Raw genomic sequence first — 14,264 nt, 5'->3', positions numbered from 1 at the left:
AGGTCACCTGTTATGAAAATTTTGTTACCCACGTCGACAGCGGGCAGTTTACCTAAACCGTCCTGGCTTGCACAACCTGAGACACTTTGGTCCCCGTGGAAATTGCAGGATCAGGAGCTGATTGAGGGCAAACAAGATGCTCTGCGTTTGTGCCTGGAAGATCAGCTTCAGGCAGGGATCGATATTGTCAGTGATGGTGAACAAACGCGCCAACATTTTGTCACCACCTTTATTGAGCATCTCAACGGCGTTGATTTTGAAAAACGCGAGATCGTCAGGATCCGCGATCGCTATGATGCCAGTGTACCAACAGTGGTTGGGGCGGTAAGTCGCCAAAAGCCCGTTTTTGTTGAAGATGCCCGATTTTTACGTCAACAAACCAAACAACCGATTAAATGGGCATTACCAGGCCCCATGACTATGATAGATACGCTTTATGACAGTCACTATAAAAGTCGCGAAAAGCTTGCCTGGGAATTTGCCACCATACTTAATCAGGAAGCCAGAGAATTAGAGGCTGCTGGTGTTGATATCATTCAGTTTGATGAACCCGCATTTAATGTATTTTTTGATGAAGTAAATGATTGGGGCATTGCCGCTTTAGAAAGGGCGATTGAAGGGCTTAAATGCGAGACTGCTGTGCATATTTGCTATGGTTATGGCATCAAAGCCAATACCGACTGGAAAAAGACGTTGGGTTCAGAATGGCGGCAATATGAAGAAATCTTTCCGAAACTGCAAACTTCCAATATCGATATAATCTCGCTTGAATGTCATAACTCTCGCGTTCCGATGGATCTTATTGAACTCATCCGGGGTAAAAAAGTGATGGTAGGGGCCATCGACGTGGCAACCAATACTATTGAGACGCCGGAAGAAGTCGCCAGCACGCTACGAAAAGCACTTCAGTTTGTCGATGCCGACAAGCTTTATCCATCTACTAACTGTGGCATGACTCCGTTATCCCGTCGCGTAGCAAGAGGTAAGCTCAATGCTTTGAGTGCTGGCGCAGAGATCGTCCGAAACGAACTCTCAAGATAATTCACTGTTTACATTGTAATTTAACAGCATCAGTTTTCCGATCGGGATATTCTTTGGTCGTAAAATAGGGTTAACGCTTAGTTTTATCATGCCTTAACAAAGCCTGGCATCAGCCGGGCTTGTTCTGGGGCTACCGAATGTTGAACCAGCCAGTCGTTTCCTCAATTACACGCCATAGTTTCTGGGGTATAGCAAGTTGCTCTGCGTCAGATGCAGTAATATTGAGAACAATTAAAATGTGATATTGAACAAAATCACGCGGATATTCAATTTCAAAAGACAACACGCTAGATTTTAATTGAACCCCCATGCACGAGCATGGGGGTGGTTAGGTCAGTATTCACGTTTGACTATGATATAACCATTATATCTCACACTACATTCATAGTCATTGACGATAGCTGAGACTAAAAAAATATCTTTTTTGTTTTCATGGTTGAAAAATGTAAACTTTATTATCAGGTTTCTTGGATTGTAACTGGAAAAAATATTAAAATAATCCATAGCAGTAGTTCCCCCGTCGGGGCTTGCCCTGAAATCCTGCGTTGCATACTGATGTGCCAGATTATCATCCACAGGTTCATTAAACAGTAATTCAGTTGTGGTTTTTTGTTTATCTAAACCATCAGTATCAATACGCATTGTATTGTACATGTCATTCATTAATGATGATGAAATGCCAGAAATAGGTGATTTGCAATTATCATCTTTCACTGAAGAAGCAAAAGAACTAACGCAAAACAACACCAGAGAAAATATTAATAATCTCACTTTACAATTACCTCTTTATCCAGGCTGTCCCAGATATCTCTTCGATATTTAGGGTCCAGAATTATACAGCCATTTGATGCTGTACCTGGGACCCGTCTGCTATCTCCGTGGATTAGAAACCCTGCGCGTCCACACATGTTATTACTCGGGTGTGGCTCAAGCCGTAACGTAAAAGGGCCTGCCTTATGATGTTTGAACGGAGTCCCCACGATTCTGTATTTTCCTCTTGGTAATGGCCCTTTATCTCTGACACATTCATATTCTGTCTTATTTTTATACCCAGGAGCTCCAGCATATGATGCATAAAATGCAAACTTCCCGTTATGATAGAATGCATTTTTATTCACGTCATAAATCCAGGTCATTTAGCCGCCTCCTTGTTATGCTCGCTCTTTCCATGAGTCAGAAAACTGAATATTCCCATCACAATATTTCCATGTGATTTTCTCGTAACGGACTGTGACGGATTCGAGGTGATTTAATATTTCGTTGGTTTTGATGTTGTGCATAATTGGGCAAACTGAAACAACTTTAACGCCCTCCATGAGCATATTGAAATATTCTTCTTCCTGTCCGGCATAGTTGATGCGATACCATTTTATTTCTGCGCTTTTCAACGTCTGGCCTGTTGCCACGGCCTTGTAAAGGTACGGGCTGGATGAGTCGAATTCTTTCTCGAATTCCAGAGCGCTATGTACACGTGCTCCGGTGAGTCTGCCTGTGTGGTCGTCTGTAGGGATTGAGAGGCCATGCATAAAACTGAGAACCTCAATACTTCCTTCTCTTTTCAGCACATCCACTGATCCTTTAATATCAGCGCCGCCATCATCTTTAAGCCACAGATAAGCTGGAATAGCCATAATGTTATTTCCTTATTGTGTTTGCTGGTTAAAAATTCCTTTTACGTTAATAAATAGCAAGAGCACGTAAAGTTTTACCAGTACAAGAATACAAAGTTAAATAAAACTTAACACACATCAATCAGAGGTTGATTTTGTCCGATAGCGGCGTATTATTTGCCCAGAGTGGGAGTTTTATGCATGTTCCACTTAAATATTATGAACCTCGCCCCTGGCGGGGTTTTTTATTTCTCTACGACTTAGAAAACCATCTGGATTACCGAGAAAAAGCTCTCGATGCGCTGGCGGCTGTGATTATATCGGCAGGAACCGTACAAATTTATTTCTGGCTCAAAAATGGCGGCGTTTCAAAACTGCCATTCGTTAAAAAATGGCTGGGGGAAAAAATCATGAATCACGATTTTCAGACAGTTATTTACCGCCATGATTAAACGGTGGGCACCGCCTGATGCCTAAAGGTGGAGTAGGGAAGGGATGCGCCATTAAGCCGGAGTTCTTTATGTCCATCCGGGTAATGCCAGACATCGATGTATTTGCCAATCACCCAACGACTGAGCTCATTGCCTTCAATCAGATAAAGCACCTTGTCGTACTGCACAGTGAGTGATTTTGACACCCGGCGAGCTTCACGCCAGTAAAACACCATATCAAGATCATCATCGACATCCAGTTCCATGAACTCTTCGGCAAATGCGTTTGCAGCTTCCATGGAGCTGATACCCTGAAGCATGAGATCCTTGACCAGTCTGTCCTGAAGTGTCAGGTGCGCTCGCTCAACACGGCCTTTGGCAGAGCTGGTTTTTGCACAAGTTGTCTGAATGTTCAGTTCACGCATACATGGTCAAACTGGCTATAGCCATCGTCACCAGTGGTGTTTTTATTGTTGATCCTGAATACACTGGCTTTGTCGCTGTACAGTGCCAGTGGTTTGCAATGTAGTCCGGGTCGCATCTTCACGATAACGCGCAAGCAGAAGGCGGTACTGACGGTCGGAGATACCAGGCCGCCGTCGGTCGATGACGTCCTGAATTATCTTGAGCCGATTAACGTCATCCAAAGTGAAAAACTTCGCTGCGAGAGCCGTCATGCTAATCCTTACTTGATTACACACATCGGGCATCTTACCGCCGGTCGGTACCCTGGTTCGCATAATGTATATTATGTTAAATGAGATCTATGGGTACATCCTCCTGATTCTGTCATCTGGTTAATCCCCTTCGCCTGAGCACCTCTTTTATTGGCTTCAATTCAAATAATAAGAGAATGTCACCCCGCTTCCTCCCTTGGCTAAATAATCTTTTCCACAGCCATCAGCGCAAAATCAGGAGCCGGTGCGCGGCGTCTGGCTGGCGACCATCTCCCGTCTGGACTGCCCACCGGTATCATCAATGAATGCCAGCCGTGCGGATATCCGCATCAGCCAACAGCAAAGGCAGCATATCGGCAGCGAGAGCATTTTCACGAGCGCAGCAGGTTTGGGGTTTGCTGATGATAATCGTGTTCCAACTGGAAACAACGCGCCAGGGCCAGCAACTGGCGCTCGGCACCGTCGCGACCAATCAGTTGCATACCAACCGGCATACCCTCCCAGTCAAATCCTGCGGGCTGGCTGATAGCAGGCAGCGCTGACAAACTCGCCAGCGCGTTGTAACGCATATTGCCAGTCAGAACGCTCTCTTCGCGTTCGCTCATCTGAACGACTTCTGAACCCTTACGTGGCGCAGTGAAAGGTAGCGTCGGCACCAATATTACATCCACTGTGCTCAGATGCTGTAACAACTGCAAACGTAAACCGGTGCGAAAGCGCTGTGCCTGCAGATACTCTACGGCACTGATACTGAGACCTGCCTGCAGTAATTTGCGTACATCAGCGCCGTATTCCTGCGGTCTCTCTGCCAGCCATACGGCGTGCAGCGAGGCTGGCTCGGCGAGATTAATCAGCATCAGCGCGTTCACCGCTTGATCCAGCCCGGTGAGACTCAATGTCTGGCAACGTGCGCCTGCCCTGCTGAACCACTGCACCATCTGTTCATAAGCGGCAGCGACATCCGGTTGTACCTGATGATGCACATCAGGCAGCAGGCCGATACGCAGGCTTGCCAAATCCGGCAAGCCGCTGAGTTTACCCGATTCCGCCTGTGCATCCAGCACGTTAAACAACACTTCGCACTCTTCAGCATACCGCGCCAGTGGGCCAACGGTATCCAGGCTGGTTGCCAGCGGAAAGATCCCGTCGGTCGGGAGTTTCCCCACTCCGGGGCGCAAACCGGTAATGCCATTCATTGATGCGGGTAGGCGGATTGAGCCGCCAGTATCTGTACCCAGCGTTGCCAGCGCGCTGCGCACCGACGCCGCCACCCCAGAACCGCCGCTGGAGCCTGCCGGAATGCGCGTGTCATCCCAGGGATTACTGCTGGCACCATAATGGGGATTGTTGGTGGTGCCGCCCCAGGCGAACTCGTGCATGTTGGTGCTGCCGATTATCAGCGCCCCTGCCTGCTTCAGGCGTTTCACAACCGTCGCGTCACGCTGAGCAATATTGCCGCTGAGGATCTGGCTACCGGCATGCATCTCTTCGCCCGCCAGATCGATATTAGCTTTGATAGCAATCGGCATGCCGTGCAGTGGCCCCAGGTCGTAACCCTGCTCCAGCATCCGCTGGCTGGCTTTTGCCGCTTGCTGCACCTGAGAAAGATAAACTTCATTGAAGGCGTTAAGGTCGTGGCTCGTCTCTTCCCGCGCCAGGCAAGCTTCAACCAGTTCCGGCACGCTGGTCTGGCGTGTACGCAATTGCTGCGCCAGTATCACCATTGACTCATCAATTAACTCACTCATGGGGTAACTCCAGCGGCGGTTGCAAAGCTGAAACCCAGGCGTGGGCCGGTAAGAGCGTTGGAGCAAAATTCTGCGTGGCAAAAGCGGTGACACCCGCCGCACGGGCTTCACAATCAGTGAGCAGATGTTCCAGTTCAGTTTTTTCGGCCGCACAGTGACGCTGGATCATTGCCAGACGGAGTACAATCGCATTGTTCATGTCAGCTCCTTATTTATCGCCCATCGCATCTACCACTTCTTTGGCTTTGGTTGCCAGCGCAGTGTTGACGTTATTCTGATAAGCGGTTGCCTCAGACGGATAGGCTTTAATGTTTTTGGCATACAGCGCGATATTCATGTTGTTATCCCAGGCTTTCTGCGAAACCAGAACGTTGTCCGGGTAGCCTTTAGCATCGATTTCACGCTGTACTGCAGCCTTGACGACAGCTTCGGGCAGCGCTGGGAAGTATTTGCGCGCAATTATTACCGATTCATCCTGATGCTTATAGATAAAGCGCGAAGCCTGTTCAAACGCGGTAACTATCGCCTGCGCTGCCTGCGGATTTTTGTCGATGTACTGCTGGGTGGTGGTGAGGCTGGAGAAAGCAAACGGATACCAGGACTGCGTAGCTGAGAACGAATACACCACGTGCAAGCCATTCTGCTGCTCCGCCATTGTGACCTGGGGTTCAGCTGCCAGGGCATAATCGGCACGTCCTGCCGCTACCGTCGGAATTTCATTGCCAATCGCCACATGTACCAGCTTCACGTCCTTGAGATTGTTTTGCTTGATCAGATAACTCATAAACGCCCAGGTAGTATCCGGCTGCGGGCTGGTGACCACACGTTTACCGGACAACAACGATAAATTGTCCTGTAGCGATGCGGCCTCTTCACCAAACACAAAAATGGTTGGCGCGTTCTGCACCCCCGCCACCACCACGCCTTTACCGCCATTTTCCCGGGTCTTTGGTACAAATACTGGATCCTGAATAGAGAAATCGGCCGACCCCCCTATCACTGCGGCCCATGACTGCGCCCCGCCGCCGCCAGTACTGATTTTGACCTCAACGCCCTGTTGTTTGAAAAAACCCTGCTCCTGAGCCACGTAAAGCGGCAGATACAGCAATGACTGAAAAGCCTGATTAATACGTACAGGCGTATCAGCTGCATTTGCCCCGTTAACGCACATCAGTGAAGCCAGCGAAACAGCGGCAGAGATCGTAGCCAAACGGTATTTTTTCATAATTATTTCCTGTCCCAGGAGAGAATGAGGCGTTCAAGAAAAGCCACTAATGCGTTAAAACAGAGCATCATCAGCATGACCAGCACGATGCCAGCCAGCACAATGTTCATACCGAAGTTGGAGCTGCCGAGCAGGATCATGTGCCCCACGCCGCTATCAGAAGAGATATATTCGCCGACAATGGCACCTACCAGCGCAAAGCCAACGTTAAGACGCAATCCGGAGAGCACCCACAACATTGCCGAAGGCACTACCAGCTTGAAAAAGATGGTGCCACGCCCGGCGTTGAAGGAACGCAGCAGGTTGATCAAATCAGGATCGGTACGCATCGCCCCTTTATAGGAGGTGGTGAGCGATACCACTACACAAGAGAACGCCACAATAACAACCTTCGACAACATTTCCGTGCCGAACCAGATGATGGTCATCGGTGCAATTGCCAGCACCGGGATAGAACCAATTGCAGCAATAAAGGGCGCAGCGAGATCCGAGATAAAGCGCGAGTACCACAGCAAAAGGCCGAGCATCGAACCACCGATAGCGCCAACAGCAAAACCGACCACAGTTTCACTCGCGGTGACGCTAATATCGGTGAACATTTCACCAGACTGAAAACGTTGTAGCAGTACCTCCCATACCTGTGACGGGCTTGAAAACAGAAACGCGTTTATATTGCCGCTGCGCGTGCCAAGTTCCCAACCGCCTATCAGCATCACTACAATTGCAACCTGCAAAAAAAGCAGCGTATAGCGACGAGCGTTGACCGAACGGAAGAAAGTTTCGCGCGCACTGCGATTAGCTGTGGCGCCCACTGTCGGGCGCGCAGACACCGTATTTATTGTCATATCGTCCTCTCGTTAATTAACCGGTTCAGGCTGAATACCGATACTGCGCCAGATGTGTTCGTAATATTCGTTGAAACGAGGCGACAAGCGGCGCTCAGGGATCGACAAACTATTGGTGCCGAGATCGACCTTGATCTCCTGAACAATCTCACCAGGACGAGCTTTCATGACGTAAACGCGATCGGAGAGCGTTACCGCTTCTTCAATATCATGGGTAATGAAGATTACCGTTTTATGCTGCTGTTTCACCACGCTGAGCAGTTCGCTCTCAAGTGCGATTTTCAGCGGATAATCGAGCGCTTTATAGGCTTCATCCATCAGGATGATTTCGGGGTCGGTCACCATGGTGCGCATCAGCGCCACACGCTGTCTCATGCCGCCGGAGAGCTGTGACGGATACTTCTGCTCGTAGCCGGTCATTTTATAGAGTTCAAACAGTTCTCGGGCATGGGCACGCGCTTTCGCTTTGGGTGTGCCCCGAACTTCCAGTCCGAGGATGACGTTGTCGATAACCGTACGCCAGGGAAACAGCAGGTCCTTTTGCAGAACGTAACCGAGGTCAGGTGATGGCGTTCCGGTAGTTTCCTGGTTTTTCAGCAAAATGCTGCCGCTATCCGGCATCAGCAGGCCGGTAATTATGTTGAACAGTGTGGATTTACCACAACCGCTCGGGCCGACGAACGAGACAAACTCATTACGGTTGGCATGAAAATTAAGGTTGCGCAGCACCGCTACTTCACCCTCACGCGTTGGATAACTTTTACAGATGCCTGCGGCTTCCAGAACCTTACTCATGGTTTCCCCCCAAAGGTTGCGCGTGGCGATTATGAACCGTCAGCGGTGAAGGTGGAGCCTGCACCGGGACGTAATCTTTCAAAAAGTGATAACCGAGATAATCGCTACTGCGGGCGCCCAAAATAGCGGGTTGAACGGCAACGCTGGCGAGTGCCATACCTTCTGTAGTGCCGCTGTCTGCCACAATTTTGCCAAGCGGATCGATAATGCGGCTGTGGCCGTGATAGTGCAGATTGCCGAGCTGCCCGCACAGGTTGGATTCAATCATCCAGCACTGGTTTTCCAGCGCTCGCACCCTGCCAAAGAGTGTGTAGCTATCGACCATGGGATCGTTGTCGCCCAGGCTGCCGTCACCTGTGTAACCCCAGGCGGTTGGCATAATCATGATGTCGGCGCCTTTCAACGCCAGTTCGCGAGTGCTTTCCGGAAAGACCTTGTCATAGCAAATCAGCATGCCGATGCGGCCGATTGGCGTATCGAATATCGGAAAATCGCTGCCAGGATAATAAACATGCTTCTCATCACCCGGCTGATGTACTTTGCGATAAATACCCGTTAACCCCGCTGGTCCCAGTAATACCGCACTGTTAAACAGCACCTCAGCGCGTTCGGGATGGCGTTCGGTCATGCCAAATACCACATGAATATTGAGTTGTATGGCCAACTGTTGCAGTGCCTGCACGCTTTCACCCTGAGGCACCGTTTCAGCCTGCGCCATCTGCCAGGCCACAACTTTTCCGTCCCAGTTAAGCGTATCCGGCAGGTAACCCTGGAGGACCTGTTCAGGAAAAACCACCAGCTCGGCACCTGCTCTTGCAGCGCGTTCCATCCAGCTCATCAGATTATTCAGATTGCGTGCTTTATCATAAAAAGTTGGCATGGTGATGCTAGCAATGGTCGTGATAGTCATGGCAGCTCCCGATTATTTTTCTCTAAAGTGCAATGTCGCTCACACTATGACCAATACAATTTTCTTATGTGAAATTTTTTGTCATATATGAGAAATTGGTTTTCCCGTTTATCCACGGCTGAGCTACTTTGATGAAAACAACCCGACAGCATGAAGCCTCCGGACTGGGCAACGCTCTAACCGGCGAGCAGGATTTTGGTTTACGTATCAAGTCTATACGTCAGGAAAGAGAGTTAACGCTGGAGCAGGTTGCCGAGTTGAGCAGCGTATCGATCTCCACGCTCTCCAAGATTGAAAAAGGTCAGGTGTCGGCGTCGTTTGATACCATCGCCAAAATCGCCAGCGCTTTCGACTATTCGCTGGCCGAACTCTTTACCGACGAATTGCCAGGCCAACCGGTGGCCAGTACGGCAATTCAGGGTCGTCGTACCTATACGCTGGCGGGCAAAGGCCTGACTTTTACTAATCCTTTTTTTCGCTATGAAGTACACGCTGCTGAATTACTGGTGAAAGGCATGATCCCAGTGATCATGAACATTGATACGCGCGAACTGCCTCCTAAGGAGGCCTGGTCACAACATGCAGGTGAAGAATTTATTTATGTCCTGTCAGGCGAAGTGATACTGCATACGCAGCTCTATGCGCCACTACGACTGGCTAAAGGCGATAGCGCCTATATCGACAGCACTATGCGCCATACCTTTGTTCGGCTAAGCGAGGCCGCCGCCAGCCTGATTTCCATCTGTCAGACGACGAAACTGGAGATTGAGGATTTGGCTCGGGGAGATCGTTAATTCTGTAGAAGTTAATCCCGAACATGATATATCGCATTTCAATCCGGGATTGCCGTAAAACAGCAGAGCATAATTAATATTAGTCAGGCTGTTCTGAATTTGCGGGTTAAAGGCTTTTCGATCTCCCCTATCAAAAATATCACGAAGCCGATGATGAACGTAATAACCCAGTAGCGGAAAGGCAACGCTTCCGTGCCAAAAAGTAGCTGCATAAAGGGCGCGTAAATTATCAGAAGCTGTAGCCCAAGCAGAACGGCGCTCACAATCCAGATGCCTCTGTTCAGCAGCAATCCTCTACTTAAAGAGAAACCGTCAGAAACACGGCAATTCAGCATATAGAACCATTATGCAGTTACCAGCATCTGTAACAACACCGTACTTTTTGATCGTCCATGATCTCCAGTTCGCGGCCAGTGATGGCGGTGCTGGCATTATTGATACCCAGCATCTGACCAATACTCATTGCCGTTTGCGGATGGTCGCCGGTGATCATTTTGACGCGAATTTCCGCCTGCAGACAGTTGCTAATGGCGGAGATGGCTTCGGGTCGTGGCGGATCCATCATTCCGGCAATTCCTGACAGGATCACACCCTGCTGAAGATCCTGATGCGATAATTCAGTCTGTCCCGGCGCTGCGGGTTTTCATGCGGCAGCGACCATGCGCAACCCTTCCCTTGCGTACTCTTCAATTCTGGCTTCCCACCAGGCGAGATCGAGTGGTTGTAATCCGCTCTCCGTTTGCTGCAGCTGGCAAAGTCTGAACAAAACATCCGGTGCGCCGGTAATGAGAATGCGTTCTTCGTCACCAATGCGGTAGAGCGTAGACATATATTTGTACTGAGAATCAAAAGGAATTTTACTCCGCAGCTCCGTTATTACTGCCGGTATTTTTCCTTTAGCGCTCCTTCTGTAGGAACGCCGGTAATTTTCCAGAAACCGTTTTCATCTTTCATAAGCTGACTGTCATTACATAGATCGATGGTACGCGAATAGCTCTCCAGCAATGATCCGTTGGCTATCGTCACTGGCGACGGATCGTCAATTTTATGCATAGCCCCAACCGGCTCATAGCTTTCGCCATCAACCCGATAAATCTGATCGGCGGTAATAACGACTTTGAGCGTCATTTCATTCAATGTCAGGGTGCATCTAACTTATCCCCTGATACGGTTTTCAGGACTGATGGAGTAACGCGATAATTAAACTCAGCGCCATTCACCTGCAACCAGACGGCCACTTTTCCCTCTGGATCCAGACCGATTTGCACTCTGTCGTAATACGCAGTACTTCCCCGATAATCCCTGTACTCACTCGGCCTGAGCATTTTCTCCAGTACACTGACAGGCCGTCAGGTTCAGTAAAGGAAGAAGCCAGGTCACGCGGGTTATTTCCATATTTTATTCCCGTCCATATCGTAAATTGTACGCTGCCAGCGCTCGTCCGGCCGGTTGGTGAAGGTCACCAGCTTTGCCGGTTTTACCGCTCCGTTGACCATCCCTCACCACGCTGTTCCAGTTGGGCTCCGTTTGGGAAACGGAAAATATTGTACGTTAAGGCTAAAAATTGGCCATTAAGCCCTAAAGGATTTTAAGAAGATCCTTCGAGGGTAATTGGTGGGTTACCAGTGACCGTAAGGGTAGTTTTTCCCTTTGATGAAATCTTTTATATCTTTGTCATATCCATAAGAAAAATCGCTCTTGGTTACCCCTTTGCATATATCTAATTTATCCCCTGATACGGTTTTCAGGACTGACGGGGTGACGCGGTAATTAGGCTCAAATCCGATACCATCAAGCCAGACAGCAACCTTGCCTTCCGGGGCCAGACCAATTTGCAAGGTGTCATAGGTGCTATGGTACGGATCACTTTTCCCGCTGGGGCTGCGCATCTTTTCCACAACGTCATCAGGCAGGGTCAGGTAAGTTTCATACACCTTTTTATCTATCACCGAATCCCAGCAGAAAAAAAACTGCCTGGGTGGATACTTGACGTGATTCCAGTGTCCTCCCGGTGCCCGATCCCGGTCGTTCCATTCTCCTACCACATTGGGCATATCCGGGGTGCTGTTCAGCGTAACAAACCGGGATGCTCCTCCGTCTGTATCAAGAATAACCGCGAACGTTACCACTGCGGGCAGTGCTTTTGGCGTGAAAAAGTTAAATTTCCACTCCGTCGGCACATCATTTTTGACAGAGGTATTGGGCTGGTCAGTACCGTGGCAGGCCGTCAGCACAAGCGCCGGGAGCAGGCCGGCCAGACGAATTATTTCCATATTTTATTACCGTCCATATCGTAAATTGTACGCTGCCAGCGCTCGTCCGGCCGGTTGGTGAACGTCACCAGCTTCGCCGGTTTTACCGCTCCGCTGACCCTCCCCTGACCGTCCCGCACCACGCTGTTCCAGTTGGCCGAGCAGTGAATATACTTTTCGGCCAGCATCAGGATTTCCGGCGTGGTAAAACCGGGGGCAGTCAGCCCTTTTCGGACGGCCCGGCCCATCACAATCGCTTTTTCACACAGGCTGTTCAGTTCTGGCCGGAGTTTTAATTCTGCATTTGTATCTCGAATAGGATCAAATACCGCGCCCGCATCCTGCGCCGCATCAAGCATTACCCGAAGCACCACCATCGACCAGTCATTATGCGTGGGGCGGTCAATCACCAGCGCGGCACCGCTGCGCTTTTGCAGCGTGCCGTCGCGGTCGGCGGGCAGCCTGTCGTCATGCCAGGTGTCCGCATTCACCGCCACCGCATTCAGCAATGGCGCTATCGCCGGACAGCCGTCCAGCGCTGTAAGCTGCGTGCAGGTCTGCCGGTAAATCCGCGTTTCCGTATCCGGGGTGGAAAGCGGCACGGTTTCAAACTCCGGCCGGGTCAGGAAGCAGGCTTCGTGCTCGTCAGGGTTGTAGCCGCCGCCAATGTCAGAATGAACACCGGGCAGGGCCAGCTCCGGCCACGCCGGTTTCACGCTGTTCAGTGCGAAGTTAAACCGGCACTCGTGCTGCGCGGTGATGTGGAAAACCTTCTCCGCCACGCCCGGACGCAGCACCAGATTAACCTCGCCGGTGTCCGCGCTGTGCGGGTTGAGGCCGTTAACCGGCGTCCCGATAGCGGCCACGGTGTCAAATATCCCCAGAAAGCGGGTTTTACCGCCGGGCGTACCGGAAAATTCAGTGCCAGCCAGTCCGGTCTTAATCGCCGCAATAATCGCGCTGTCCTGAAGGAATACCCGGTTGGCAAAGTGTCGCGCCGCCGCTGCCCCCCGGCTGAAACCAAAAATATCAAACTGCAGCTCTTTGATGGTGCATGCGCGGGCATCGGTGTGACTGTTGAAATACTCCTGAATACCGGCAGCCAGCGCCGCAACCGCCTTGTCGGTTTTCCTCACCACGCCGGTGTCGCCACGGCCGGTACCCATCCCGTAAGTGCTGTCGCCCGCGCCGTCTTCCGTACCGATACCTTCGATATAAATCGCATACTGACCGGCTCCTTCAATGGGAGTTAGTTTCTGGTTATACAGCGTATTGAGCCAGTACACGTTGGTGTAATAACCAAGATGACTTCCTGCAGCGGTGCCGCTATAGCCGTATTTTAGCCGGACACACTGAGCCTGAGCGGACTGGGCGTCTGCATCACTCATCCCGTAATGATCACTGGTACAGGCCTTTTGACGGTCTGCACTGTTATTGGCATTATTGCCGGTGCCGTCGAAGAACACACCGATCGTCAGCGTGATTTCCCGTTTTTTCTTCGCGGCCTGTGCTCGTTGTTCAGGTTCTGACTGCTGCGCTTTTTTCCTTGCTGTCTCTGCCCGTTCTGCCACACGTCCGGTATTACAGTCGCTTTCGTAGGTGTGCGTCTCGACGGAAGGGATGAATCGCGCCCGACACGGGCAGGAGCTGTAACTGTCGAGAGAGCCCGCCCACTCTTTCGCTGCACCGCCGACTTCATACGTATCGCCCATGCCACCACAGACCCGAAACCGTCCTTCATGCTTCCCGCAGGTCACCGGGTCGCCCTCCCTGACCTGCTGACGCTCGATGCCGCCGATTTCGTAGGTATCATCAGACGCACCGGAAAGAATGCGCCCCCCGCAGGTGGTTTTATCCAGGTGATAGAGAAAAAATCCTTTAGCCATAATCCCTCATGAATAAAGTGGTTATAAAACCAGTGCATATTACCTTATTC

The 14,264-nt window shown here is 50.5% G+C and carries 14 protein-coding genes and 4 pseudogenes; 4 read left to right on the top strand and 14 right to left on the bottom strand.

Annotated features, from left to right (window positions below; translation table 11 throughout):
* The first annotated feature begins 12 nt into the window (after positions 1-12).
* A complete protein-coding gene (locus tag SD961_RS18085) occupies positions 13-1,041 on the top strand; it encodes a methionine synthase (protein ID WP_318791723.1) in 1,029 nt (342 codons plus the stop codon).
* 333 nt (positions 1,042-1,374) lie between these two features.
* Here the strand turns inward: SD961_RS18085 and SD961_RS18080 are convergent, their stop codons facing one another.
* From SD961_RS18080 to SD961_RS18070, 3 genes are read right to left on the bottom strand one after another with little or no spacing between them, the layout of a single operon-like run.
* Positions 1,375-1,812, bottom strand: coding sequence for a hypothetical protein (locus SD961_RS18080; protein WP_318791722.1), 438 nt, complete (start codon positions 1,810-1,812; stop codon positions 1,375-1,377).
* A complete protein-coding gene (locus SD961_RS18075; protein ID WP_318791721.1) occupies positions 1,809-2,177 on the bottom strand; it encodes a tlde1 domain-containing protein in 369 nt (122 codons plus the stop codon). The genes SD961_RS18080 and SD961_RS18075 overlap by 4 nt, the downstream gene beginning before the upstream one ends.
* Positions 2,178-2,192: 15 nt before the next feature.
* Positions 2,193-2,672 carry an Hcp family type VI secretion system effector gene (locus SD961_RS18070; RefSeq protein WP_318791720.1) on the bottom strand — a complete coding sequence of 160 codons (480 nt, stop codon included), beginning with the start codon at positions 2,670-2,672 and terminating at the stop codon, positions 2,193-2,195.
* Between the two features lie 134 nt (positions 2,673-2,806).
* Between SD961_RS18070 and SD961_RS18065 the strand changes: the two genes are divergently transcribed.
* The gene (locus tag SD961_RS18065) at positions 2,807-3,103 is read left to right on the top strand and encodes a hypothetical protein (protein WP_318791719.1); all 297 of its coding nucleotides are present in this window, start codon (positions 2,807-2,809) and stop codon (positions 3,101-3,103) included.
* 23 nt (positions 3,104-3,126) lie between these two features.
* Here SD961_RS18065 and SD961_RS18060 read toward each other — a convergent pair.
* Positions 3,127-3,608, bottom strand: a pseudogene (locus SD961_RS18060) (ISNCY family transposase); the annotation flags it as partial.
* 368 nt (positions 3,609-3,976) lie between these two features.
* Between SD961_RS18060 and SD961_RS18055 the strand changes: the two are divergent.
* Positions 3,977-4,105 (top strand): annotated as a pseudogene (locus tag SD961_RS18055) (glycoside hydrolase family 10 protein); the annotation flags it as partial.
* 25 nt (positions 4,106-4,130) lie between these two features.
* Here SD961_RS18055 and SD961_RS18050 read toward each other — a convergent pair.
* The 6 genes from SD961_RS18050 to SD961_RS18025 are packed head-to-tail and all read right to left on the bottom strand — an operon-like array spanning position 4,131 to position 9,282.
* Positions 4,131-5,507 (bottom strand): amidase, encoded by a 1,377-nt coding sequence (locus tag SD961_RS18050; RefSeq protein WP_318791718.1) that lies wholly within the window; start codon positions 5,505-5,507, stop codon positions 4,131-4,133.
* The gene (locus tag SD961_RS18045; RefSeq protein WP_318791717.1) at positions 5,500-5,706 is read right to left on the bottom strand and encodes a hypothetical protein; all 207 of its coding nucleotides are present in this window, start codon (positions 5,704-5,706) and stop codon (positions 5,500-5,502) included. Before SD961_RS18045 ends, SD961_RS18050 begins: the two co-directional genes overlap by 8 nt.
* A gap of 9 nt (positions 5,707-5,715) precedes the next feature.
* Positions 5,716-6,732 carry an ABC transporter substrate-binding protein gene (locus SD961_RS18040; protein ID WP_318791716.1) on the bottom strand — a complete coding sequence of 339 codons (1,017 nt, stop codon included), beginning with the start codon at positions 6,730-6,732 and terminating at the stop codon, positions 5,716-5,718.
* Between the two features lie 2 nt (positions 6,733-6,734).
* Positions 6,735-7,577 (bottom strand): ABC transporter permease, encoded by an 843-nt coding sequence (locus SD961_RS18035; protein ID WP_318791715.1) that lies wholly within the window; start codon positions 7,575-7,577, stop codon positions 6,735-6,737.
* Between the two features lie 12 nt (positions 7,578-7,589).
* Positions 7,590-8,372: an ABC transporter ATP-binding protein gene (locus SD961_RS18030; RefSeq protein WP_318791714.1), complete on the bottom strand. Its 783-nt coding sequence runs from the start codon at positions 8,370-8,372 to the stop codon at positions 7,590-7,592.
* A complete protein-coding gene (locus tag SD961_RS18025; RefSeq protein ID WP_318791713.1) occupies positions 8,365-9,282 on the bottom strand; it encodes a carbon-nitrogen hydrolase family protein in 918 nt (305 codons plus the stop codon). Before SD961_RS18025 ends, SD961_RS18030 begins: the two co-directional genes overlap by 8 nt.
* A gap of 131 nt (positions 9,283-9,413) precedes the next feature.
* Here SD961_RS18025 and SD961_RS18020 point away from each other — a divergent pair, with 131 nt between their 5' ends.
* Positions 9,414-10,076, top strand: coding sequence for an XRE family transcriptional regulator (locus tag SD961_RS18020; RefSeq protein ID WP_318791712.1), 663 nt, complete (start codon positions 9,414-9,416; stop codon positions 10,074-10,076).
* Between the two features lie 83 nt (positions 10,077-10,159).
* Here SD961_RS18020 and SD961_RS18015 read toward each other — a convergent pair.
* The 4 genes and pseudogenes from SD961_RS18015 to SD961_RS18000 form a co-directional block, all read right to left on the bottom strand.
* Positions 10,160-11,222, bottom strand: a pseudogene (locus SD961_RS18015) (cation transporting ATPase C-terminal domain-containing protein); the annotation flags it as partial.
* A gap of 5 nt (positions 11,223-11,227) precedes the next feature.
* Positions 11,228-11,422 (bottom strand): annotated as a pseudogene (locus SD961_RS18010) (DUF2931 family protein); the annotation flags it as partial.
* 273 nt (positions 11,423-11,695) lie between these two features.
* Positions 11,696-12,349, bottom strand: a complete 654-nt coding sequence (locus SD961_RS18005; RefSeq protein WP_318791711.1) for a DUF2931 family protein — start codon at positions 12,347-12,349, stop codon at positions 11,696-11,698.
* Positions 12,340-14,214 carry a phospholipase effector Tle1 domain-containing protein gene (locus SD961_RS18000; RefSeq protein WP_318791710.1) on the bottom strand — a complete coding sequence of 625 codons (1,875 nt, stop codon included), beginning with the start codon at positions 14,212-14,214 and terminating at the stop codon, positions 12,340-12,342. Before SD961_RS18000 ends, SD961_RS18005 begins: the two co-directional genes overlap by 10 nt.
* Positions 14,215-14,264 lie beyond the last annotated feature (50 nt).

The sequence above is a fragment of the Erwinia sp. MMLR14_017 genome (genome assembly GCF_033657285.1).
Taxonomy (GTDB): domain Bacteria; phylum Pseudomonadota; class Gammaproteobacteria; order Enterobacterales; family Enterobacteriaceae; genus Erwinia.
Note: the sequence above shows the minus strand (reverse complement) of the source record. Positions and strands in the feature narration are given on the sequence as shown.